We start from the raw sequence: 22,670 nt of genomic DNA on the forward strand, positions 1-22,670 counted from the left end.
CGAGCACGAACGAAACGGGGTGGGAACCCGGACCATGACGCCGGTGTCATGACGGTGCCCACGTGTTGACCCGCAGCCTGTGCGGGCGAGGTTTCACCGGGCCGCGACGGATGTTGCGTGCACGCAACGGAATGGACCCTCGTGTTACGGGTGTGTGAACGGATCGACCCCGGATGGCGCCTTGTTAGTGTTCGGCCGTGTCCAGACTGGCCGTGATGGCGCACTACGACGTCGCCGGGGAGCTGCGGCCCCACGTGCGTGGTCAGGTGGAGGCGCTGGCCGCGTCGGTCGACACCCTGCTGGTCTGCACGACGGCCGACCTGCAGGACTCCGCGCGCGCCTGGCTCAACGAGCGGGCGGTCGTCGTGGAGCGGGCCAACTACGGCTACGACTTCTTCAGCTACAAGGTCGGCCTCGACGCGGCCGGCGACCTCTCGGCCTACGACGAGGTCGTGGTGTGCAACGACACCTACGTGTTCGCCCTCGACTCCTACGCCCCGGTCTTCGACGAGATGGCGACCCGCCCCTGCGACTTCTGGGGCCTCACCGCGGCCGAGCGCCTCGCGCCGCACATCCAGTCCTTCTTCGTCGCGTTCCGGCCGTGGGTCGTCTCCTCGCGCGCGTTCACCGCGTTCTGGGAGGAGATGGAGCCGATCTCCAAGCGTCGGCAGGTCATCCGGCGCTACGAGATCGGGATGTCCAAGCGCCTCTACGACGCCGGCTTCGTCTCCGACACCTACTTCGTCGAGACGCCGGAGGACCGGCGCATCGCCCGCGAACGCATGCGCTGGTGGGCCGCGCACCGCTCCCACTTCCCCCGCACGCGCGCCGAGGTCCGCGAGTGGCGCGAGCGGGCCAACGAGCCGTGGAACCCCGCGCGCAGCCTGGCCGACCGGGTGCTCGACGACGCCCGGCTCCCCTACGTCAAGATCGACACCCTGCGCTACGACCCCTACAACCTCGACGCCAAGCGACTGCTCGAGCTCTGCGAGCGCCGCTTCCCCCAGCGCTTCGAGGGCGTGCGCGACTTCCTCGAGGAGACCGCGCAGTACTACCCGCTGCGCGACACCGAGCGGTTGCTGCCCACGCCGCTGGCCCTCGAGCCGCTCTTCCCGAGGGTGAGGTACTCCGATGCGCGGTGAGCGTCGCCGCCCGAGCCAGGTGCGGCTCGACGACGCCGCCGAGGTGATGGTCGCCTCCGGGCTCGTCGACCTCGACTACGTGGCTGCCCAGCTCGGCTCCACGTTCGGCTCGCCCCTCGAGGCGGCCCGCGCCGTCGTCGAGGCGGGTGACGTCTCGCCCCACCCGCTCTTCGAGGCCCAGTGGATCGGCCGTCGCCGCTCCTGGCAGCGGGCGGGCCAGCACCCCGTGCTCTGGTACGTCGCCGAGCGCCGGCGCCGCAACCGCATCGCGCCCCACCCGCTGGTCGATCCGCGGATCATCTTCGCGGCCTACCCCGAGGCCCGGCACCACCCCTACGGCGCGCTGTCCTACTGGCTCTCGGCGTCCGGGCCGGGCACCCCGTTGCCCACGCGCATCCTGCCCCGCAAGGTCTCGTGGGCCACCTACCGTGCGGCCGCCATCGACGCCGCGACGCAGTGGCGCGAGGAGGTGGTGCGAGAGCGCCCGCAGCTCGTCGGGCCCACCCCCGCACTCCCCGACCTGCTGCGCGCCTCCCCTGCGGTGACCTCGCCTGCGGTGACCTCGCCCGCGGTGACCGTGGTGATGGCCGCCCAGGACGCCGGCCCGCTCGTGCACCGCACCGTGGCCTCGCTCCAGGCGCAGTCCTTCACCGACTGGCACCTCGTGGCCGTCGACCGCGGCTCCGTCGACGACACCGCCGCCGTGCTGCAGGGCGTGGCGGCCTTCGACGACCGCATCACCGTCGTGCGCGAGCCGCGCTGCGGGGAGGCCCGCGCCCTCAACGTCGCACTCGAGCACGGGACCGCCGAGCACGTCGCCTTCCTCCCGCTCGGGCGCGAGTGGCTCCCCGACATGCTCGGCGACCTGCTGGCGCACGCCCACGACAGCGGGGCGGCAGCGGTGGTGGCGGGCGCCGGGGCGGTGGCCCGCTCGCGGCACGAGGCTCCTCGGCGGGCGCCCGGTCGACCTCGCGACCGCGCTCCTGCGGCGTGACGCCGTCAAGGACGTCGGCGGCTTCGACGAGGGCCTCGACGGGGCGGTGGAGCGCGACCTGGTGCTGCGGCTCACCCGCGACCACGAGCCGCTCGCGGTCGACGTACCCGTCCTCCGGCGCCCCGAACCCCCGCAGACCGGGTTCGCCGACGACTGGGACTCCGTCGTCCTCGAGCGCCAGCTCGTCGACTGGGACGCCGCCGCGACCCGCGCGACGGACGAGGCCGTGGTCAGCCACGTCATGCCCCTGGGGCCCGAGCCGCGGCGCACCGTGGAGTGGCTCGGCTCCGTGCCGCGCGAGGGGGCGGAGCTGGTGCTCGTGGGCGTGCGCATGCGCCGGGCCCACCACGTCCTGGCCGCCTCGATCGCCGCGGTGATCGCCGGCGCCCGCTTCGTCTCGGTCCCCGCCCCGGTCTCGATGTCCGTCGCCACCAACGTCGGCCTCGCGCACGCGACCGGCAGCACGGTGGTCCTGGTCCGACCCGAGGCGATGCCGCCGCGCCAGCCGATCGCCGAACGGCTCGCCGGCGTGCTGCGCGAGCCCGGGGTCGGCCTGGTGCAGCCGCTGGTCGTCGACCTGGACGGCGTCGTGCTCAGCGCCGGTGCGCGCTTCACCTCCGACAACCCCCACCCAGAGCTGTTCCTCGCCGGCCTGCCGACCAGCGACGCCCTCCGGATCGGCTGCTGCGAGATCCCTGCCCCGGCCGGGCCGGTGGTGGCCCTGCGCACGGAGACGGCCGTCGCGCTGGGCGGGCTCGACGCGCGCTACCACTCCGCCCTCGCCGAGACCGACCTCGGTCTGCGGGCCCACCGGGCGGGACGCGGGGGGTCGGTGCTCGTGCCCGACGCGGTGATCACCTCCCGCACCGCCTACGCCGAGCCCGAACGGCTCATCGGTGCCATGTCGTCGTTGCGCTCCACCGTCCTCGCCGGCCCGCCCCCGCCTGCCGACCACTCGCGCGACCGGCTGCGCGCGGCGGGCCTCGAGGTCACCGACGAGCGGAACCGGCGGGTCGCCGCCGACCCCGAGGACCGGACCGCACCGTCGGTCCTGGTCCCCGAGCTCGTCCTGCGGGCCGTCGAGGGCATCCGCGAGTCACCCCCGCGCCTGAGGTGGGCCGTCGACATCGCCGCGCCCGCAGCCCAGCGCGGCGACCGGTGGGGTGACACCTACTTCGCACGCTCGCTGGCCGACGCCCTCGAGCGCCGCGGTCAGCACGTCGCCGTCGACCGTCGCGACGCCCGGCAGCGCGACTCACGCGACCACGACGACGTCCTGCTCGTGCTCCGGGGCCTGGACCGCGTCACGCCCCGACCGGGCCTGCTCAACGTGGAGTGGATCATCAGCCACCCCGACATGATCACGCCCGACGAGGTCGCCGGCTTCGACCTCGTGTACGCCGCCAGCACGAGCTGGTCGGAACGCGTGAGCCGCGAGTGGGGCACGCCCGTCACGTCGCTGCTGCAGTGCACCGACACCCGCTGGTTCCACCCGGACCGGGCCGAGCCCGACACCGGTCCGGCGCTTCTCTTCGTCGGCAACTCGCGCGGCATCTACCGCTACGCCGTCCGCAGCGCCCTCGCGATCGGCGCCGACCTCACCCTGCACGGCAACGACTGGACCGACTTCGTCGAGCGTGACCAGATCGCCTCCGGCGGCGTCGACAACCGTGAGGTCGGCGTGCTCTACGCCTCGGCGGGGATCGTGCTCAACGACCACCACCTCGACATGCGGCGCGACAGCTTCGCCTCCAACCGGCTCTTCGACGCTGCCGCCTGCGGCGCCCGGATCCTCAGCGACCGCATCGACGGCCTCGAGGAGATCTTCTCCGGCCTGGTGCTGCCCTTCGACAACGAGCACGAGCTGGCGCGCCTGGTGGAGCCGCCCTACGACGCCTTCCCCGACAACGCCACCCGGCGCGAGATCGCGACCCGGATCATCGCCGAGCACAGCTTCGACAAGCGCGCCGAGACCCTGATCGACGACGCCGTGCGCGAGCTCCTCGCGCGCCGCTGACTGCGTACGAGCTCCGCGCAGGCCCCGGAGGGCGGGTCGTCAGGCCCTCCCTGAAGATGTCGGCCCGTGCACGGCCTGACAGGTCCAGCGATCCCCGGCCGGCCGGGGATTCCTGAAGATGTCGGCCCGTGCAGGGCCTGACACGTTCAGCCGAGCAGGGCGTCGACGAACGCGGCCGCGTCGAACGGCGCCATGTCGTCGGGGCCCTCGCCGAGACCGACGAGCTTGACCGGCACGCCGAGCTCGCGCTGGACCTGCACCACGATGCCGCCCTTGGCGGACCCGTCGAGCTTGGTGAGCACGATGCCGGTGACGTCGACGATCTCGCTGAAGACGCGGGCCTGGATGAGCCCGTTCTGGCCGGTGGTGGCGTCGAGCACGAGCAGCACCTCGGTGACCTCGGCCTGCTTCTCGATGACGCGCTTGATCTTGCCGAGCTCGTCCATCAGGCCGGCCTTGTTCTGCAGGCGGCCGGCGGTGTCGACGAGCACCGTGTCGACGCCGTTGTCCACGCCGTGCTTGACCGCCTCGAACGCGACGCTGGCCGGGTCACCGCCCTCCGGGCCGCGCACGACCTCGACGCCCACGCGCTCGCCCCAGGTGGCCAGCTGGTCGACCGCGGCAGCGCGGAACGTGTCGGCGGCACCGAGGGTGACCGACAGGTCCTCGGCGACCAGGATGCGGGCGATCTTGCCGACGGTGGTGGTCTTGCCGGCGCCGTTGACGCCCACGACGAGCACCACGCCGGGCTTGCCGTCGGTGCCGGTCACCTGCACCCGGCGGTCGAGGTCGGTGCCGACGAGCTCGATGAGCTCCTCGCGCAGCACCTCGCGGGCGTCGGGCGAGGTGCCGCCCTCGACCCGCAGGCGGGTGCGCAGCCGCTCGACGAGGGCCTGGGTGGGCGCGACGCCGACGTCGGCGGTGAGCAGCGTGTCCTCGATCGCCTCCCACGTGTCCTCGTCGAGGCGCTCACGGCTGAGGAGCGCGAGCAGCCCCTTGCCGAGCCCGCCCTGAGAGCGCGAGAGCCGCTGCCGCAGGCGCACGAGGCGCGACGCCGTGCTCTCCGGCTTCTCGACGACCGGCTCGGCCGGGGCCTCGACGACCGGCTCGGCGGTGTCGACCGCCGGCTCCGGCGGTGCCCCGGTCGCGACGTCGGTCTCGGTCGGGGGCGGCGCGATGACGTCGGTGCGGCCTGTGGGCGGCGGCACCTCCTTGCGCCGGCGTCCGGACGTCAGCAGCCCGGCGAGCGTGAGCACGCCGACGACCGCGATGGCGATGATCAGATAGAGCCAGTCACCCATGGGGCCAATCCAATCAGAGGGCCACGACGCGCCGGAGGCGGGTGAGCACCCCGGCCTCCCGACGAGGGTGCTCGACCGCCAGCCGGGCGCGCAGGTCGTCGCGCTGGGCGACGAGCCGGTCGGCCCGCTCACGCTCGCGCGCGAGCCGGCCCTGGGCCTTCGCCAGGTCGGCGAGCACCGCGTCGAAGGCCGCGGTCAGCCCGGACCCGGCACCTCCGGCCAGCATCGGCGAGGCGGTCCCCTGCCCCGGGTGCACGACCCACACGACCTCGTGGGGCATCAGCCGGAACCACCGCACCGCCGACTCCCCCACCAGCGCCGGCGGGGTGACCCGCACCGACGCCAGGCCGGCGTCCGCGAGGCGCGAGTCGAAGTCGTCGCCGTACCAGCGCACGTGGTCGTGCTGGCCGAAGCGCCGGGTGCGCTCCTCGGGCGTCGCCGAGGGGTCCTCGTCGGTCGCGACGCCGGTCTTGATGGGCACCTCGAGCAGCGCGATCCCGCGCGGGCTGAGCACCCGCGAGATCTCGCGCATCGCCGCGCAGTCGTCCGGGACGTGCTCGAGCACGTGGTAGCAGACCAGCAGGTCGACCGAGCCGTCGCGCAGCGGGAGGTGGGTCAGGCTGGCCAGCGCGTCGACGTCCCGCGCGTCGTAGCCGGCGTCCAGGCTGATCCGGCGTCGGGCCTCGAGCCGGTGGAGCAGCACCTTCGACTGCCGCGAGGGCGCGATCTCGACCACTGTGTCGAGGTCGCGCAGTTCGGGCGAGAGGACGCCGAGCAGCAGCGAGAGGAAGCGGTGCCGCTCGAGGCTGCCGCACCGGGGGCACTTCGCGTCCGGACGCCCGTCGGGCCCGGGCCGGAAGCTGCGCGACACCATCGTCCCGCAGGCCGCGCAGTACCCATTCGGGACGTCGTGGCGGGAGCCGGTCACCTCTCGCACGCTAGTCCGCGTGCGGGCCGCCGCGAGGCGCCACGCCGGGGGTCACCCGGTCGCCGGGGTCAGACGCGGGACTCGGAGTCCTCGAGGGTCGGCAGCGCGTCGACACCCTTGCGCATGGCGTCGCCGAGCTGGGGTGCGACCGGCATCTCCTCGCCACGGTGCGGGTAGGCGACGTACACAGCCACGGCCGCGGCGACGAGCACGCCGAGGGACATCATCAGGACGATCGCGAGCACGGGGTTCCTCCGAGGTGGGCCGGGCGGTTCTCCTCCACGGTGGCACACGACGGGTGGCCGTCTCGCATCGGCGCCCGCCCCGGGCGCGTCGGGGTGAGGACGCTCACCCCTGCGGGCGGAGCAGGGGTACGACGGCCGCGCGCACGACGTCGGGCATCGGGGTCGCCGGCCGGTCGCCGGCGCCGCGTGAGTTGTCGACGTACACGTGGACGAAGCGTCCCTCGGCGGCCGCCTCGTCGGACGCGCCCTGGAACAGCCCGATCCGGTAGACGATCGAGCTCGTCCCCACCTTGTCGACCACGAGGCCCATCTCGATCGGGTCCGGGAAGCCGATCTCGCGGAAGTAGCGGCACCCGGTCTCGGCGACCACCCCGATCTGCGGCAGCGCGCGCACGTCGACCCCGGTCGCCTCGTAGAGGTAGGCGTTGACCGCGGTGTCGAACAGCTCGTAGTAGGTCGCGTTGTTGAGGTGCCCGTAGGCGTCGTCGTCGCGCCAGCGGGTCGTCGCGGTGCGCCACGCGACGTAGTCGGAGCGCGTGGGGCGGGGGGTGCGGCTCACGCGGACTCCGCGTCACGAAGTCGCTGGCTGATCACGGCCGAGACTCCGTCGCCGCGCATCGTGACGCCGTAGAGGGCGTCGCCGACCTCCATGGTGCGTTTCTGGTGGGTGATGACGAGCAGCTGCGAGTTCTCGCGCAGCTCCTCGTAGATCTCCAGCAGGCGGCCCAGGTTGGTGTCGTCGAGCGCCGCCTCGACCTCGTCGAGGATGTAGAACGGCGACGGCCGTGCCTTGAAGAGGGCCACCAGGAAGGCGACCGCGACGAGCGACCGCTCGCCACCGGACAGCAGCGAGAGCCGCTTGACCTTCTTGCCCGGCGGGCGGGCCTCGACCTCGACGCCGGTGGTGAGCATGTCACCGGGGTTGGTGAGCACCAGGCGCCCCTCGCCCCCGGGGAAGAGCCTGGCGAAGGTCTGGTCGAAGGCCTTCTCGACGTCGGCGTAGGCTTCGGTGAAGACCTGCTCCACGCGGCTGTCGACCTCGCGGACGATGTCGAGGAGGTCCTTGCGCGTGCGCTTGAGGTCCTCGAGCTGCTCGGTGAGGAACTTGTGCCGCTCCTCCATGGCCGAGAACTCCTCCAGGGCGAGCGGGTTGACCCGGCCGAGCATCGACAGCGCACGCTCGGCGGACCGCAGGCGCTTGACCTGCTCCTCGCGGACGAAGGCGGTGGGCTCCGGCGGCTCCTCCCCCTCGGGCACCTCGCCGGTGAACGGGATCGGCGTGGTCGGGCCGTAGTCGCCCACCAGGCCGTCGGGGTCGAGCCCGAGCTCCTCCAGCGCACGCTCCTCGAGCTGCTCGATGCGCATCTTCTGCTGGGTGCGGGCCATCTCGTCGCGGTGCACCGAGCTGACGAGCTCGTCGTGCTCGCGACCGAGGTCGCGCAGCCGGGTGCGCACGGCCATCAGCTCCTGCTCGCTCCCCTGCCGGGACTCCTCCACGGCGGCGCGCTCGTCGGCGGCCAGCATGACCGAGCGCTCGAGCTGGTGGAGGACGACGCGGACGGCCGACGACACGGCCTCGGCCGCCCGGCCCTCGCGGATCAGCCGCTCCCGGCGCTCGGCGGCGCGGGCTCGCGACTCGCGCTCGGCCTGCGCGGCACGCAGGAGGGAGTCGGCGCGACCGTGGAGCGCTCGGGCGCGCTCCTCGGCGGTGCGCAGCGCGAGGCGGGCGTCCATCTCGGCCTGCCGGGCGTCCCGTGCCGCCGCGGCGAGCCGCTCGCGCTCGGCGGTGTCGGGCTCCTCGTCGGTGACGTCCTGGGCGGCGGCGAGCCGCGCCTCGAGGTCGACCAGCCCGGCGAGGGCGGCCTCGCGGGCCTCCTGCGCGGTGGCGATGGCGCGCTCGAGCCGCTCGGCCTCGCCCTTGGCGGCGCGGGCCTGGGAGCCGTACTGACCGAGCTCCTCGGCCACGGCGGCGAGGGTGGCGTCGGACTCGTGGAGCTTGGCGAGGGCGACGTCGACGCGCTTGAGGGCGTCGTGGCGCGCGGCCTCGAGGCGAGAGATCTCGAAGCCGAGCCGCTCGGCGGAGGCGGTCGCCTCGGCGAGCCGGGTGCCGGCCTCGTCGACGGCCGCCTGGATCTCGATCAGGCTCGGCTGGCTGGACGAGCCGCCGGCCGCGAAGTGGGCACCGAGCAGGTCGCCCTCGCGGGTCACCGCGACGACGTTGGGCAGGTCGGCGACCAGCCGCCGGGCGGCGGGGAGGTCGTCGACGACGGCGACCTGGTGGAGCAGCCGCACCAGCGCGGGGCGTACGTCGTCGGGCGCGGACACCACGTCGACGGCGTAGGCCGCGTCGTCGGGGAGCGCCGGCCAGTCGCGGTCGGCGGCCGGTGCGCCGCCGAGCAGCATCCCGGCGCGACCGAGGTCGTCGTGCTTGAGGTGGGCGATGGCGTCGACGGCCGAGCCGGCGTCGGACACGACGACCGCGTCGGCGGCGGCGCCGAGCGCGGCGGCGACGGCCGTCTCGTAGCCGTGGTCGACGTCGAGGAGCGCTGCGACCGAGCCCAGCAGGCCCCCGACCTCGTCGGTCGCGGCGAGCAGTGCCCCGGCGCCGTCCTTGCGGTTGAGCCCGATCTCGAGCGCGTCGCGACGGGCGACGAGGCCGGCGCGCTCGCGCTCGGCCTGCTGGGCGTCGTCGCGGGCCTTCGCGAGCTGCTCCTCGATCTCGTCGAGGGCGGCCACCGCATCCTCGTGCTCGGAGTCGAGGCCCTCCTCGCCCGCGTCGAGGCCGGCGACCCGGGTCTCGAGGGCGGTGAAGTCGCGCTGCGCCCGCTCGGCGCGCGTGACGGCTTCCTCGCGGGCATCGGTGAGCCGCTGGATCTCCGCGTCCGCCGCCTCCGAGCGGGACGTCAGGGCGTTGACCTGGCCGGTGAGCCGGGCGAGCCCCTCGCGCCGGTCGGCGGCGGCGCGCTGCAGCCCGGCGATGCGCTTGTCCTCCTCGGCCGCGGCCTCCTCGGCCGCGCGCTTGGCGACGACGGCAGCATCGAGGGACGCCCGCTGCTGCTCGACCTGCTCGGCGATCTCGGCCTCCTGGCGGCGCACCCGCTCGGCCTGGGCCTCCAGGTCGTCGGGGTCGCGCCCGGAGTCGACGGTGTCGCCCTCGGCCGCGCCGGCGGCGTTGCGGATGCGCTCGTCGGCGAGCGAGGCCGTGCCGCGCAGCCGCTCCTTCAGCCCCGACAGGGCGAACCAGGTCTCCTGGGCGGCGGCCAGACGGGGCAGGTCGTCGCGCAGCGTGGCCTCGAGCCGTGCCTCCTGCTCGCGTCCCGCGGCGACCTGGGCCTCGACCTCCTCGCGCCGCTCGAGCAGCACCGACTCGTCGGCGAGCTCGGTCTCGAGGGCCGTACGGGCGGTGACCAGGTCGTCGGCGAGCAGGCGGGCGCGGGCGTCGCGCACGTCGGCCTGGACCGTCTGCGCCTGGCGCGCGACCTCCGCCTGGCGCCCGAGCGGCTTGAGCTGGCGACGGATCTCCGAGAGCAGGTCGGCGAGGCGGGTGAGGTTGCCGTCGGTCGCGTCGAGCTTGCGGAGCGCCTTCTCCTTGCGCTTGCGGTGCTTGAGGACGCCGGCGGCCTCCTCGATGAAGCCGCGGCGGTCCTCCGGGGTGGCGTGCAGGATCGAGTCGAGCTGGCCCTGTCCGACGATCACGTGCATCTCGCGGCCGATGCCGGAGTCGCTGAGCAGCTCCTGCACGTCGAGCAGCCGGCAGCCGCTGCCGTTGATGGCGTACTCCGAGCCGCCGTTGCGGAACATCGTGCGGCTGATCGTGACCTCGGCGTAGTCGATCGGCAGGGCGCCGTCGGAGTTGTCGATGGTCAGCTGCACCTCGGCACGACCGAGGGGCGGGCGCCCGGACGTGCCGGCGAAGATGACGTCCTCCATCTTGCCGCCGCGCAGGCTCTTGGCGCCCTGCTCGCCCATCACCCAGGCGAGCGCGTCGACGACGTTGGACTTGCCGGAGCCGTTGGGGCCGACGATGCACGTGATGCCCGGCTCGAGCTGCATGGTCGTCGAGGACGCGAAGGACTTGAACCCCTTGAGGGTCAGGCTCTTCAGGTACAACGCGGGCTCCTCACCGGGTCGAGACGGCCACTGACAACTGGGGAAGCTCAGCGCGGCTCACCCTACGACACAGGTCGCCGCCGGAGGCCGTTGCGCGCGGCGTGGCACCCGGCCATGCTGGGGCGATGCGGAGCCCGCTCGCACCCCTGGCAGCAGCCCTGTTCGTCCTCGCCGCGCTCCTCGCGCCCTCCCCCGGCACCGCTGCACCGGCACCGCCCGAGCCGCTGACGCGCCAGGACCTCCTCACGGTCGAGGACCACATGGTCGTCCACCCCGACATGCGCGACCCGCTGCGCACCGTCATGCGGTCCCCCGTCTTCGCACCGCGCGGCTGCGAGGACCGGGGCGCGGCCGTGCGCGGCAGCAGCCGGATCCAGGGCAGCGTCTCCCCGGGTGTGCGTCGCCGCTCGGTGTCACTCGTCGACCAGAACCTCGTGCGCTTCGACTCGGTGCGCCAGGCCCGCGCCCTCCTGCACCGCTACCGCGACTTCAGCAAGCGCTGCGTCGGCGACGTCGACACCGACGACGGTGAGGGCGGCGACGTGCTGCTGAAGAACCGCGCCTGGTTCCCGCCGGCGGTCGGCGACGAGTCCGCCGGGATGCTCATCGGCTGGTTCTCGCGGGGCGCGGTCGACTGGCGGCGCGTGCTGGCGGTGCGGGTCGGCCGCACCGTCTCGGTGCTCGACGTGAGCTACACCGACGTACGCCCGCCGAAGCGCGCCGTCCTCGCGCTCGGCCGGCTGGCGGTCGGTCGCCTGCGCTGACCGCGCCGGCGATCCGGGTCAGGCACGCCCCAGGACGTCCTGCAGCGCCGCCAGCACGAGGAGCACGGCGTCGGGTCGGGCGTTGCGGCCCATCAGGCCGATGCGCCACACCGTGGCGGCGTACTGCCCCGCCCCCGCACCGATCTCGATGCCGTGGCGGTCGAGCAGCTCCTTGCGGACGGCCGCGGAGTCGACGCCGTCGGGCACGCGGACCGTCGTGAGGTCGGGCAGGCGGCTGCCCGCGGCGGCGAACAGCTCGAGCCCCATCTCCTGGAGCCCGGCCTGAAGCGCGTCGCCGGCCTCCTGGTGGCGCGCCCACACGGCCTCGAGCCCCTCCTCGAGGATCCGGGTGAGACCGCCGTGGAGGCTGGCGACCATCGCCGTGGGTGCGGTGTGGTGGTAGGTCCGCTGACCGCCCTTGACGCCGGCCTCGCCGACGTAGCCGCCGAGCATGCCGAGGTCGAGGTACCACGAGCGCGGCTTCTCGACGCGGCGCTCGAACGCGCGGTCGTTGATGGTGAACGGCGCCAGGCCGGGGGCGACGCCGAGGCACTTCTGGGTGCCGGCGTAGCCGATGTCGACGCCCCAGTCGTCGGCGCGCAGCTCGATGCCGCCGATGGACGTGACCGCGTCGACGAGGAGCAGGGCGTCACTCCCCTGTGAGCGGAGCCCGGCGCCGAGTGCGGCGATGTCGGAGCGGACGCCCGTCGAGGTCTCGGCGTGCACGGCGGCGACGATCGCGGGTGAGGGGTGCGCGGACAGCACGCGGTCCACGTCGACCGGCTGGCCCCACTCGTGCTCGACCGCGACGACCTCGGCACCGCAGCGCGCGGCCACGTCGGTCATCCGTTGGCCGAAGAGCCCGTTGACCGCGACCACGACGACGTCACCCGGGTGGACGGTGTTGACGAACGCCGCCTCCATCCCGGCCGAGCCCGTGGCGCTGAGCGGCAGCGTGCGCGCGTTGTCGGTGCCCCAGACGGTGCGGAGCATGTCGCAGGTCTCGTCCATGACCCGGAGGAACTCCGGGTCGAGGTGCCCGAGCAGCGGCTCGGCCAGGGCGCGGGTGGCCTCCGGGTAGGGGTTGGAGGGGCCGGGACCGAAGAGGTGGCGCTCGCGGATCATGGGACCGACCGTAGACGACCCATCGGTCTCACAGCACCGCCCCCGGATTCAGGATGCCCGCCGGGTCGAGGGCGTCCTTGATCCGCCGCGACAGCGCCATCACGTCCTCCCCCAGCTGGTCGGGCAGGGCAGCCTTCTTGGTACGTCCCACCCCGTGCTCGCCGGTGATGGTCCCGCCGAGCCGGATCGCCGCCTGCAGGATGTCGTCGAAGGCGGCGCGCGCCCGGCGCTCGGAGTCCGCGTCGGCGGCGTCGTAGACGATGATCGGGTGGGTGTTGCCGTCGCCCGCGTGGGCGACGGTGGGGATCTCGACGTCGTGGCGTGCGGCGATCTCCGTGACCGCGGCCAGGAGGTCGGGCAGCAGCGGCACCGCTGCCCCGACGTCCTCGAGCAGCAGGCTGCCGCGGGCCTCCACGGCGGGGAACGCCATCCGCCGGGCCTCGACGAACATCTCGCCCTCGGCCGGGTCGTCGGTGAGGACGACCTCGGTCGCCCCGGCCGCGACGCAGGCCGCCTCGACGGCCGCGATCTCGGCGACGCGGGCCTCGCCCGGGGCGTCGGACTGCACGACCAGCAGCGCCCCCGCCGTCCGGTCGAGGCCGCGAGGTGAGAAGTCCTCGACCGCGTTGATCGTGGCCCGGTCCATCAGCTCCATCATCGAGGGCCTCAGCGTGCGGCGTACGGCGACGACGGCCTCAGCCGCAGCCACGACCGAGGCGAACGACGCCACGAGCGTCGCCGGCGGGAGGGGCAGCGGCACCAGGCGCAGGATCGCCCGCGTGACGATGCCGAGCGTGCCCTCCGACCCCACGAACAGCTTGAGCAGCGAGAGGCCGGCGACGTCCTTGATCCGCTTGCCGCCGAGGGTGATCAGGGTGCCGTCGGCGAGGACGACGTCCAGGCCGAGGACGTAGTCGGTGGTGACGCCGTACTTCACGCAGCACAGGCCGCCCGCGTTGGTGGCCACGTTGCCACCGATCGAGCAGATCTCGTAGGACGACGGATCGGGTGGGTACCAGAGGCCGTGCTCGCGCGAGGCGACCTTCACCTCGGCGTTGAACGCACCCGGCTCGACGACCGCGACCTGGCAGTCGGCGTCGATCTCGATCGCCCGCATCCGCTCGAGGCTCAGCACGATGCCGCCGTCGACGGCGCTGGCTCCTCCCGAGAGGCCGGACCCGGCTCCGCGCGGCACGACCGGTACGCCGTGCCGGGCCGCCCACCGCACCGCGACCTGCACCTGTGTGGCGTCCTCCGCACGCACCACGGCGGCCGGGGTGCCGGCCCCGACGTCGCGCGACCAGTCGTGGCGGTAGGTGTCGACCGTGGCCGGGTCGGTCGCGACGACACCGTCGGGCAGGGACTCCACGAGCTCGGCGAGGGCATCCACGCGCCCATCGTGGCACGGGTGCGGAGGTCCGGCCGGACGACGACCTAGGGTCGGCAGGCATGAGAGCCGCACGCCGTGCCCGGATCCTGGGTGACGCCGACCTCGGGCAGGGGCGGTGCCTCGAGATCGGCCCGCTCGCCAACCCGGTCGTCAGCCCGGACGTCGCCGACGTCCGCTACGTCGACGTCGTCGACCGCGCGGGCCTGGTCGCCCACTACGACGGCAACCCGGCCGTCGACCCCGACGCGATCCCGGAGCAGCACTACTGGCTCACCCGACCCGACGGCACCGTGTCCACCCTCGCGGAGGCGGTCGCGGAGGGTGCGCCCTTCCAGCACGTCGTGGCCAGCCACGTCATCGAGCACGTGCCCGACATGCTCGGCTGGCTGCGCGACGTCGCACAGGTGCTCACCTGGGACGGCGCCCTGCTCCTGGCCGTCCCGGACCGCCGCTACTGCTTCGACGTGCACCGCTCCCCCACGACCGCCGGCCAGGTCGTCCAGGCGCACCTCGACGGCGACCGTACGCCCTCGGTACGCGCGGTGGTCGACCACTTCATGCGGGCCGTCGACCTGTCGGCCGAGCAGGCGTGGGCCGGCGTGCGGCCGCCCACGCAGGGCCTGCACCCGATCGACGACGTCCGGCGCCACCTTGCCCGGCAGCAGGCCGGCGACTACGTCGACTGCCACGTGTGGCCGCTGACGCCCCGGGGGTTCGCCGACCTGATGGACGACCTGCTCGCCCTCGGCCAGGTGGACTTCGCCGTCGAGCGGCTCACGGCCACGCGGGTGGGCGAGCAGGAGTTCTACGCGACCCTGCGACGCCTCGACCGCAGGCGCGAGCCCGAGGTCGCCGTCGAGGAGGCGCGGGCCGCGCTCGACCGGTTGCGGGCCGAGCTGCCCGACGAGTCGCCGGCCGCCCGCGACGACGACCTGGTGCCCGCCCACCAGCTGGCCGACGTGGAGCAGCGGCTGGCGGAGACGCGCGAGCGACTCGCCCGGGTGCGGGCCGCACGCGACCGTGCTCGCCGACAGCGCGACCGCGCAGTGGCGGCCGCGTCCTCCGCCGCCGCCGACCGTCCCGGGGTGCTCACGCGGCTCGAGCGGCGCCTGCGGCGCCCCTGACCACGGTCAGGCCGCGGCGGTCGCTGCCTCGTCGGCGTGGGCGATCTGGGCGAGCGAGCGCCACACCAGCGCCAGCGTGACGCCCGAGCCGGCGAAGGCGAACCACCACGGCGCGGTCAGGCCCCACTCCCGGGCGATGAGACCGCCGAGCAGCCCGCCCAGGAGCATCCCGCCCATGACGCAGACCATGTAGACCGAGCCGACGCGCCCCTGGAGCTCCTGGGGCACCGCTCGCTGGCGCACCGCCTGCGACAGCGTCCCCCACACGAAGGCGTACGCGCCGAAGAAGAACATCAGCGGGTACGCCGCCCACGGCGAGGTCGTGAGCGCCATGGCGAGGTGGAAGAGCACCTCGGCCAGCAGGACCGCCCGCATCAGCGTGGCCAGGGGCACGAGCCGCTCCAGGCGGCCGTAGGAGAACGTCGCGACCAGGCCGCCCAGCGCAGCCGCCGAGGTGAGCAGGCCGAACCCGGCCTCCCCGATCCCGACCCGCTCGAGGGCCCACAGGACCAGCACCGACCACGGAGCCGCCCAGGTGACGTTGAAGACCACGATGATGACGGCCAGGGTGCGCACGGGCGGGTTGGCCATCAGCCAGCGCACCCCGTCGACGATGTCCTGCCGGATGTGGGTGTCCACGTCGCCGCGCACCGCGCCCGGCGGCGTGCCGATCCGCGACACGAGCACCACCCCGGCGGCGATGCACGCGACGGTGAGCACGAACGGCCACACCATGCCCACCGAGAACAGCAGTGCCCCGACCGCCGGTCCGACCAGCTGGTTGCCGGTGATCATGCCCGCCATCAGCCGCGAGTTGGCGATGCCGAGGTCGCGCTTGTCGACCAGCATTGGCGTGAGGGTGCCCGCCGTGGCGTCGACGAAGGTCTCCGCGGTGCCGAGGGCGAGCATGGCCACGATGACCAGCCCGATGTCGACCTGCCCGGTCGCGATGACGACGCACAGCCCGGCCAGCACGAGACCGCGCACCGCGTTGGCGGTCATGATGACCAGGCGCCGGTCCAGCCGGTCGGCGAGCGCGCCGGCGACGAGACCGACGAGCAGCCACGGCACCTGCAGGGCGATCATGGCCGCCGCGACGAGCAGCGGGTCGCGGGTCTGGGAGGCGACGAGCAGCGGGCCGGCCGCGATGAGCATGCCGTCGCCGAGGTTGGTCACCCACGACGACCCGACGAGCCAGCGGAACCCGGTGCCCAGCCGGGAGGGGAAGACGGTCTCGACGAGGCGGGTCACAAGCACGTGACCCTACGTGCGCGGCAGCCCCACGTGCACCGCGATGTCGAGGGGGGGTCAGACGGGCTGGAGGTCCTCGACGAGGAGCTCCGCCTCACGGGCGGCGGTCGCCAGGCGGTCGTTGTCGGCCTGGAGGCGCAGCACGAGCGCCTCGAGGTCGACGACTCGACGCCGGAGTCGGCGGTTCTCGACGGCGAGTGCCGTCGTGGTCCGCGCATCGCTGTTCAGATGACCCAACAGCGCCTTGGCCATGGGGAACCTTTCGACAAGGACGGATCGACGGGCCGGCGAACCGGCCGTCTACAAGAGTCCCACCGCTCCGGCGGTGGGTCAATGCGACTCCGGCTCAGCGCGCGCGGGGAGGGCGCTGGCAGCGCGGGCAGAAGAACGACGACCGGTTCATGAAGGCCACCCGGCGGATCGGCGTGCCGCAGCGGCGGCACGGCTCCCCCTCCTGGCCGTAGGCGTCGAGCGACCGGTCGAAGTAGCCGGACTCGCCGTTGACGTTGACGTAGAGGGCGTCGAAGGAGGTGCCGCCCTGGGCGAGCGCCTCGCCCATCACGTCGCGGACGTGGCCGAGCAGGCCGCGCAGCACCGGGCCGGTGAGCCGGTCGCCCGGCCGCTCGCCGTGCAGGCGCGCGCGCCACAGCGCCTCGTCGGCGTAGATGTTGCCGACCCCGGAGACCAGGCCCTGGTCGAGCAGGAGCCGCTTGACGGCAGACGTACGTCGTCGCGCGCGGCGTACGAACTCCTCGTCGTCGAACGCGGGGTCGATCGGGTCGCGGGCGATGTGCACGATCTCGGTCGGCAGCTCCGCGCCACCTGCCGAGACGACGAGGCCGCCGAACATGCGCTGGTCGACGAAGCGCATCTCGATGCGGCCGCCGGGTCGTCCTGAGCCTGTCGAAGGGCCGGCCGTGACGAGCGTGAAGCGCACCCGCAGGTGGCGTTCGTCGGGAGCACCGGGCTCGTGGAGGAGCATCTGCCCGCTCATGCCGAGGTGGCCCAGGAGCGCGTCGCCACTGGCGAGCGCGAGCCAGAAGTACTTGCCGCGGCGGCGGACGGCGACGATGCGCTGCCCGACCAGGGCGGCGGCGAAGCCGGTGGACCCGCGGTGGTCGCGACGGACGGGCCGGGGGTGGAGCACCTCGACGGCCTCGATGGTGGCGCCAACGACGTGGCGTTCGAGGCCGGCGCGGACGACCTCGACCTCGGGGAGCTCGGGCACGGCTCAGGCGTCGGAGCCGGTGACGGCCGGCGTGGGCCGCCCGTCGGCGTGGGCGGCCTCGATCTCACGGTACGCAGTCTCGGCGGCGCCCTGCTCGGCCTCCTTCTTGGAGCGCCCGTTGCCGTTGCCGAGGACCTGCTCGCCGACGCGGACCCGCGCGACGAAGGTCTTCATGTGGTCGGGGCCGTCGTCCTCGATGAGGTACTCCGGCACGCCGAGCCCGAGGTCGGCGGAGAGCTCCTGCAGGGAGGTCTTCCAGTCGAGGCCGGCGCCCATGGACGCCGCGGCCTCCATCACCGGGTCGAAGAGCAGGTGGATGACCTTGGCCGCCTCGTCGATACCACCGCTGAGGTGGATCGCACCGATGACCGCCTCGACGGTGTCGGACAGGATGGAGGCCTTGTCGCGTCCGCCGGTGGTCTCCTCGCCGCGACCGAGCTTGATGTGCTGGCCGAGACCCATCTGCCGGGCCACGTCCGCGAGGGCGCGGGCGTTGACGACCGCCGCCCGCAGCTTGGCCAGCCGGCCCTCGCTGAAGTCGGGGTGGGCGCGGTAGAGCGTCTCGGTGACCACGACCCCGAGCACGGAGTCCCCGAGGAACTCCAGGCGCTCGTTGGTCGGGATCTGCCCGTTCTCGTAGGCGAACGAGCGGTGCGTCAGGGCACGCTGCAGCAGCTCGGGATCCAGGACCGGATCACCGAGCGCTGCGCGGAGCTCGTCGGTGGTCAGAGGACGATCAGAGAACTTGGCGACGGTCGGCCTTGGCGCCGTACTGGCCGCACTGGCCGCACGCGCGGTGCGGGAGGTGCTTGGAGCCGCAGGCGGGGTTGGCGCACGTCACGAGGGTCGGCGCGACGGCCTTCCACTGCGAACGGCGGTGGCGCGTGTTGCTGCGCGACATCTTCCGCTTCGGAACAGCCATGGTGGTCTCCTACTAACGTGTGGCTTGCTTGCTTCTCCGCCCGGGGATTTCCGGTGGAGTCAGTCCTGGGTGTCGTGCTGGATCTGCTGCAGCCCTGCCCAGCGCGGGTCGATCGGCGCGTCGTGCGCATGGTCCGGGTCGTCCGCGAGTCGCGCACCGCACTCGGTGCACAATCCCGGGCAATCGTCCATGCACAGCGGCTGGAACGGTAGTGCGAGCACCACCGCGTCCCGCAGCAGGGGCTCGAGGTCGAGCAGGTCGTCCTCGAGCCGGCTGGTCTCGTCGTCGAGGTCACGGTCCTGGTGCTCCGTGGCCTTGTCGTGCTGGTCGGGGTAGACGTACAGCTCCTGCAGCGTCACGTGGACCTCGTCCTCGATCTGCTGCAGGCACCGCACGCACTCCCCCTCGAGCGCGGCCGTGGCCGTGCCCGTGAGCAGCACGCCCTCCATGACCGCCTCCAGCCGCAGGTCGAGCTCGACCGGCGATCCTTCGGGGACAGAGAGGACTTCGATGCCAAGTTGTGCCGGCGCCGGAACGGAGAGCTCGAGCTCACGCTGGGACCCCGGGCGGCGGCCGAGCTCGCGAGTATCGAGCACGAGCGGCGCCCTCGGGTCCAGGCTGTTCACGACGAGCTCCCACATCTGGACACCAACACAACCTCGGAATCGTATCCGCCGCCCCACCGACGGGGCAAAACGACCCTCGGCTCGCGGCGAGCGGTGGGTCTCCCCCGGGTCAGGACGCGCGCTCGGCGAGCCGCGCCACGAGCTGCTCGCGGACCGGCTCGGGGACCAGGCCACGTACGTCGCCGCCGAGCGCCGCGACCTCCCGGATCAGGCTCGAGGAGACGAACGCGTTGCCGACGGCGCCGGGGAGGAAGACGGTCTCGACGGCGGTCAGGTGGGAGTTCATCTGCGCCATCGGCAGCTCGTACTCGTAGTCGCCCGCCCCCCGCAGGCCCTTCACGATCGCCACCGCCTCGAGCTCGCGGCAGAAGTCGACGATGAGCCCGTCGAACCCGGCGACCCGCACGTTGGCGATCTCCGCGGTGGCCTCGCGCAGCATCGCGATGCGCTCGTCGGGGGTGAACAGCCGGTTCTTGCTCATGTTGACGCCGACGGCGACGACCACCTCGTCGAAGAGCGTCGCTGCTCGGGCGACGATGTCGAGGTGGCCGTTGGTCACCGGGTCGAACGACCCGGGGCAGACAGCGCGACGCACGGGCGTCCTTCCTTCGAGCTGGGACTGGGCGGGGCTCTTGGTCCCGTCTCGGGATCAGGAGGCCGGGGTGGCGTGACCGTACCAAAGCGCGGTCTCGCCGTAGCGCTTCGTGCGGTCCGCCTCCGTGCCGGGCGGCCAGGTGAGGACCGTGCGCTTCGCCGCTCGCTCGACGACGACCAGGGCGCCGGGCACGAGCCAGCCGTGGGCGACCAGCGCGACCAGGTCGGCGTCGACGTCCTCGTCGGACATCGGGTAGGGCGGGTCGGAGAAGACGATGTCGTAGGGCGCGGCGGGCGGCGAGGCGAGGAACGTCGCGACCGAGGTCGCCACCACCCGGGCCCGGGAGAAGCCGAGGGTGGCTGCGTTGCGGGTGATGAGGGCGGCCGTGCGCCGGTCCTGCTCGACCATCGTCACGACGCCCGCACCGCGCGACCACGCCTCGAGCCCGACCGCGCCAGATCCGGCGTAGAGGTCGAGGAAGCGCAAACCGTCGAGCGAGCCGGTGCGCGACTCGATGGCCGAGAAGAGGGCCTCGCGCACCCGGTCGCTCGTGGGGCGGGTCGTCTGTCCGCGCGGGGTCTCCAGTCGGCGGCCCCCCGCCGTTCCCCCGATGATCCGAGTCATGTCCCCGTGCTGTGCCCTTCTCCGTCCAGCCCTTGTCCCGGCCTCTGTTCCAGCCCTCGCCTCAGCCCTTGTCCAGGTAGGCCGACGCCGCTGAACGCTCCACCTCGGCGACCGCGTCGGCCAGGTCGGGCGCCCCTGCGAGCGCAGGATCCTCGGAGAGTAACGCCTCGGCGGCGTTTCGGGCGCGGACGATCGTCTTCTCGTCGCGCAATACCCGAAGTGTGACGAGGCCGGACCTGAACCCCGACTGGTGGGCGCCCAGCACGTCGCCCTCGCGACGCTGCTCGAGGTCGACGCGGCTCAGCTCGAAGCCGTCCGTGGTCGCGGCGACGGCGTCGAGGCGGTCGCGGGCGGGGGTGCCGAGGTCGGCGTGGGACACCAGCAGGCACAGTCCGGGCAGCCCGCCCCGACCGACCCGACCGCGCAGCTGGTGCAGCTGGGAGACACCGAACCGGTCGGCGTCGAGGAGCACCATCGCGGTGGCGTTGTGGACGTCGACCCCCACCTCGATGACCGTGGTCGAGACGAGCACGTCGACCTCGCCCGCCGCGAAGGCCCTCATCGTGCGGTCCTTGTCGTCAGGTGCCATCCGTCCGTGCAGCACGGCCGTGCGGACCCCGGCCAGGGGGCCCGCCGCCAGCTCGGCGTGGACGTCCTCGACCGCTGCGAGGGGACGCCGGGGCGTGATGTCGGCGCCGTCCTCGTCGAAGTCGAGCTGGTCGGTCTCGCCCTCCTCGCCGGCGTCGCCGGAGATACGGGGGCACACGACGTAGGCCTGGTGGCCCTGCTCGACCTCCTCGCGCACCCGCTGCCAGACCCGGTCGATCCACGAGGGCTGGTCGGCCAGCGGGACGACGTTGGTCTGGATGGGCGCGCGGCCGGCCGGGAGCTCGGTGAGGACGGAGGTCTCGAGGTCGCCGAAGACGGTCATGGCCACGGTGCGCGGGATCGGGGTCGCGGTCATCACGAGCACGTGCGGCGGCGTACCGGCCTTGTCGGTGAGTGCTGCTCGCTGCTCGACGCCGAAGCGGTGCTGCTCGTCGACGACGACCAGGCCCAGGTCGGCGAACTGCACCTTGTCCTCGAGGAGGGCGTGGGTGCCGATCACGATGCCGGCCTCGCCGGTGACGATGCGCAGCATCGCCTCCTGGCGGGCCGCCTTGCCCATCGACCCGGTGAGCAGCACGACCTGGGTCGCGTCGGCGTCACCGCCGAGCATGCCTCCCTGGGCGAGGTCACCGAGCATCGCGGAGATCGAGCGGTGGTGCTGCTGGGCGAGCACCTCGGTGGGGGCGAGCAGCGCGGCCTGCCCGCCGGAGTCGACGACCTGCAGCATCGCGCGGAGGGCGACCAGCGTCTTGCCCGAACCGACCTCGCCCTGGAGCAGCCGGTTCATCGGGTGGTCCCGGCCGAGCTCCTCGGCGACCAGGTCACCGATCTCGCGCTGCCCACCGGTGAGCTCGAACGGCAGCCGCGCGTCGAAGGCCGCCAGCAGACCGTCGTCGCGGAGGGTGCGGGCCCGCGCGCCCTGCGCGCGGTGGGCCGCCCGGCGCCGGGCGAGGACGAGCTGGAGCACCAGCGCCTCCTCAAAGCGGAAGCGCTTCTGGGCGGCCCCGACCTGCGCCCAGTCGTCGGGGGCGTGGATCCAGCGCAACGCCTGCATCACGTCGAGCACCCCGAACCGCTCGCGCAGCTCGGGGGTGAGCAGGTCGGGCACGCCGGCGACGAGGTCGAGCGCGGCCGTGACGACCTTCTGGATGTCCCAGGAGTAGAGCTTGGCGGTGAGGGGGTAGATCGGGATGAGCTTGCTCAGCGAGACCGCCTCGTCACCGTCGAGGGCGAAGCCGTGGGGTTGCTCGAGCTGCCAGCTGCCCCGGAACTGCTTCGCCTTGCCGGTGAAGATCGCCCGGCTGCCCGGACGGAACTGCGCCTCGTGGCGCTCGGCCTGGTTGGCGTAGGGGCTGAACAGGGTGACCGAGAAGTCGGGACCGTCGGTGCGCAGGCGCACCGTCGTCCGGAACTGGCGGCGGTTGCCGCTGGTGAACGGCGCGCTCTCGCAGGACCGGACCTCACCCACGATGGTCAGCTGCTCGCCCACGACCGGCGTGGCGACCTCCGACAGCTCGGCGGCGGCGACGTAGCGGCGCGGGAAGTGGCGCAGCAGGTCGCCGACCGTCGTCAGGCCCAGGCCCTCCTCGGCGAGCTTGCGCTTCTTGTGGCTGTTGCCGAACACCGCGCCGATCGGGCTGTCCGGGGTGATCGCGACCATGGGGTGATCTTGGCC

The 22,670-nt window shown here is 73.4% G+C and carries 21 protein-coding genes; 5 read left to right on the top strand and 16 right to left on the bottom strand.

Features of this window, described 5'->3' with window-relative positions:
• The first annotated feature begins 197 nt into the window (after positions 1–197).
• Genes ACNKF0_RS14935 through ACNKF0_RS14945 form a run of 3 tightly spaced genes read left to right on the top strand, consistent with a single transcriptional unit; the run spans position 198 to position 4,153 of the window.
• Positions 198–1,142, top strand: a complete 945-nt coding sequence (locus ACNKF0_RS14935; RefSeq protein WP_416953331.1) for a rhamnan synthesis F family protein — start codon at positions 198–200, stop codon at positions 1,140–1,142.
• Positions 1,132–2,136, top strand: coding sequence for a glycosyltransferase family 2 protein (locus tag ACNKF0_RS14940; protein ID WP_416953333.1), 1,005 nt, complete (start codon positions 1,132–1,134; stop codon positions 2,134–2,136). The genes ACNKF0_RS14935 and ACNKF0_RS14940 overlap by 11 nt, the downstream gene beginning before the upstream one ends.
• A gap of 46 nt (positions 2,137–2,182) precedes the next feature.
• Positions 2,183–4,153: a glycosyltransferase family protein gene (locus tag ACNKF0_RS14945; RefSeq protein ID WP_416953335.1), complete on the top strand. Its 1,971-nt coding sequence runs from the start codon at positions 2,183–2,185 to the stop codon at positions 4,151–4,153.
• A gap of 146 nt (positions 4,154–4,299) precedes the next feature.
• Here the strand turns inward: ACNKF0_RS14945 and ftsY are convergent, their stop codons facing one another.
• From ftsY to smc, 5 genes are all read right to left on the bottom strand, one after another.
• Positions 4,300–5,454, bottom strand: coding sequence for a signal recognition particle-docking protein FtsY (ftsY, locus tag ACNKF0_RS14950; protein ID WP_416953337.1), 1,155 nt, complete (start codon positions 5,452–5,454; stop codon positions 4,300–4,302).
• A 13-nt stretch (positions 5,455–5,467) separates the two neighbouring features.
• Positions 5,468–6,382, bottom strand: a complete 915-nt coding sequence (locus ACNKF0_RS14955; protein WP_416953339.1) for a class I SAM-dependent methyltransferase — start codon at positions 6,380–6,382, stop codon at positions 5,468–5,470.
• A 68-nt stretch (positions 6,383–6,450) separates the two neighbouring features.
• The gene (locus ACNKF0_RS14960; protein WP_172259152.1) at positions 6,451–6,627 is read right to left on the bottom strand and encodes a hypothetical protein; all 177 of its coding nucleotides are present in this window, start codon (positions 6,625–6,627) and stop codon (positions 6,451–6,453) included.
• 103 nt (positions 6,628–6,730) lie between these two features.
• On the bottom strand, positions 6,731–7,186 hold the full coding sequence (locus ACNKF0_RS14965; RefSeq protein WP_416953341.1) for an acyl-CoA thioesterase: 456 nt from the start codon (positions 7,184–7,186) through the stop codon (positions 6,731–6,733).
• Complete coding sequence (gene smc / locus ACNKF0_RS14970) at positions 7,183–10,737, bottom strand: chromosome segregation protein SMC (RefSeq protein WP_416953343.1); 3,555 nt, start codon at positions 10,735–10,737, stop codon at positions 7,183–7,185. Before smc ends, ACNKF0_RS14965 begins: the two co-directional genes overlap by 4 nt.
• Before the next feature lie 125 nt (positions 10,738–10,862).
• On the opposite strand from smc, the gene ACNKF0_RS14975 reads away from it, so the two are divergent.
• Positions 10,863–11,501 (top strand): hypothetical protein, encoded by a 639-nt coding sequence (locus ACNKF0_RS14975; RefSeq protein ID WP_416953345.1) that lies wholly within the window; start codon positions 10,863–10,865, stop codon positions 11,499–11,501.
• Positions 11,502–11,519: 18 nt separating this feature from the next.
• Here ACNKF0_RS14975 and ACNKF0_RS14980 read toward each other — a convergent pair whose 3' ends face one another.
• Positions 11,520–12,626 carry a pyridoxal-phosphate-dependent aminotransferase family protein gene (locus ACNKF0_RS14980; protein ID WP_416953347.1) on the bottom strand — a complete coding sequence of 369 codons (1,107 nt, stop codon included), beginning with the start codon at positions 12,624–12,626 and terminating at the stop codon, positions 11,520–11,522.
• 28 nt (positions 12,627–12,654) lie between these two features.
• Positions 12,655–14,016 carry an FAD-binding oxidoreductase gene (locus tag ACNKF0_RS14985; RefSeq protein ID WP_416953349.1) on the bottom strand — a complete coding sequence of 454 codons (1,362 nt, stop codon included), beginning with the start codon at positions 14,014–14,016 and terminating at the stop codon, positions 12,655–12,657.
• A 59-nt stretch (positions 14,017–14,075) separates the two neighbouring features.
• On the opposite strand from ACNKF0_RS14985, the gene ACNKF0_RS14990 reads away from it, so the two are divergent.
• Complete coding sequence (locus tag ACNKF0_RS14990; RefSeq protein WP_416953351.1) at positions 14,076–15,140, top strand: class I SAM-dependent methyltransferase; 1,065 nt, start codon at positions 14,076–14,078, stop codon at positions 15,138–15,140.
• 6 nt (positions 15,141–15,146) lie between these two features.
• On the opposite strand, the gene ACNKF0_RS14995 is transcribed toward ACNKF0_RS14990, so the two are convergent.
• The 9 genes from ACNKF0_RS14995 to ACNKF0_RS15035 form a co-directional block, all read right to left on the bottom strand.
• Positions 15,147–16,391 (bottom strand): MFS transporter, encoded by a 1,245-nt coding sequence (locus ACNKF0_RS14995; protein ID WP_416953353.1) that lies wholly within the window; start codon positions 16,389–16,391, stop codon positions 15,147–15,149.
• A gap of 57 nt (positions 16,392–16,448) precedes the next feature.
• Entirely contained in the window at positions 16,449–16,643 is a 195-nt protein-coding gene (locus ACNKF0_RS15000; protein WP_299924389.1) for a hypothetical protein, read from the bottom strand.
• Between the two features lie 94 nt (positions 16,644–16,737).
• A complete protein-coding gene (gene mutM / locus ACNKF0_RS15005; protein WP_416953356.1) occupies positions 16,738–17,619 on the bottom strand; it encodes a bifunctional DNA-formamidopyrimidine glycosylase/DNA-(apurinic or apyrimidinic site) lyase in 882 nt (293 codons plus the stop codon).
• 3 nt (positions 17,620–17,622) lie between these two features.
• A complete protein-coding gene (gene rnc / locus ACNKF0_RS15010) occupies positions 17,623–18,348 on the bottom strand; it encodes a ribonuclease III (RefSeq protein WP_416958542.1) in 726 nt (241 codons plus the stop codon).
• A gap of 7 nt (positions 18,349–18,355) precedes the next feature.
• Positions 18,356–18,541, bottom strand: coding sequence for a 50S ribosomal protein L32 (rpmF, locus tag ACNKF0_RS15015; RefSeq protein WP_129454709.1), 186 nt, complete (start codon positions 18,539–18,541; stop codon positions 18,356–18,358).
• Positions 18,542–18,600: 59 nt separating this feature from the next.
• On the bottom strand, positions 18,601–19,167 hold the full coding sequence (locus tag ACNKF0_RS15020; RefSeq protein ID WP_416953358.1) for a YceD family protein: 567 nt from the start codon (positions 19,165–19,167) through the stop codon (positions 18,601–18,603).
• A 109-nt stretch (positions 19,168–19,276) separates the two neighbouring features.
• Positions 19,277–19,762, bottom strand: a complete 486-nt coding sequence (gene coaD / locus ACNKF0_RS15025; protein ID WP_299924407.1) for a pantetheine-phosphate adenylyltransferase — start codon at positions 19,760–19,762, stop codon at positions 19,277–19,279.
• A 54-nt stretch (positions 19,763–19,816) separates the two neighbouring features.
• Positions 19,817–20,386: a 16S rRNA (guanine(966)-N(2))-methyltransferase RsmD gene (rsmD, locus tag ACNKF0_RS15030; protein ID WP_416953360.1), complete on the bottom strand. Its 570-nt coding sequence runs from the start codon at positions 20,384–20,386 to the stop codon at positions 19,817–19,819.
• 61 nt (positions 20,387–20,447) lie between these two features.
• Positions 20,448–22,655, bottom strand: coding sequence for an ATP-dependent DNA helicase RecG (locus ACNKF0_RS15035; protein ID WP_416953362.1), 2,208 nt, complete (start codon positions 22,653–22,655; stop codon positions 20,448–20,450).
• Positions 22,656–22,670 lie beyond the last annotated feature (15 nt).

The organism is Nocardioides sp. T5 (assembly GCF_048161455.1).
Lineage (GTDB): Bacteria > Actinomycetota > Actinomycetes > Propionibacteriales > Nocardioidaceae > Nocardioides.

Bases quoted from the DNA above. Each gene is read 5' to 3' on its own strand.
- ACNKF0_RS14940 (WP_416953333.1), top strand. From the start codon at position 1,132: ATGCGCGGTGAGCGTCGCCGCCCGAGCCAGGTGCGGCTCGACGACGCC.
- ftsY (WP_416953337.1), bottom strand. From the start codon at position 5,454: ATGGGTGACTGGCTCTATCTGATCATCGCCATCGCGGTCGTCGGCGTG.
- ACNKF0_RS14975 (WP_416953345.1), top strand. From the start codon at position 10,863: ATGCGGAGCCCGCTCGCACCCCTGGCAGCAGCCCTGTTCGTCCTCGCC.
- ACNKF0_RS14980 (WP_416953347.1), bottom strand. From the start codon at position 12,626: ATGATCCGCGAGCGCCACCTCTTCGGTCCCGGCCCCTCCAACCCCTAC.
- ACNKF0_RS14990 (WP_416953351.1), top strand. From the start codon at position 14,076: ATGAGAGCCGCACGCCGTGCCCGGATCCTGGGTGACGCCGACCTCGGG.
- ACNKF0_RS15000 (WP_299924389.1), bottom strand. From the start codon at position 16,643: ATGGCCAAGGCGCTGTTGGGTCATCTGAACAGCGATGCGCGGACCACG.
- rpmF (WP_129454709.1), bottom strand. From the start codon at position 18,541: ATGGCTGTTCCGAAGCGGAAGATGTCGCGCAGCAACACGCGCCACCGC.
- rsmD (WP_416953360.1), bottom strand. From the start codon at position 20,386: ATGACTCGGATCATCGGGGGAACGGCGGGGGGCCGCCGACTGGAGACC.
- ACNKF0_RS15035 (WP_416953362.1), bottom strand. From the start codon at position 22,655: ATGGTCGCGATCACCCCGGACAGCCCGATCGGCGCGGTGTTCGGCAAC.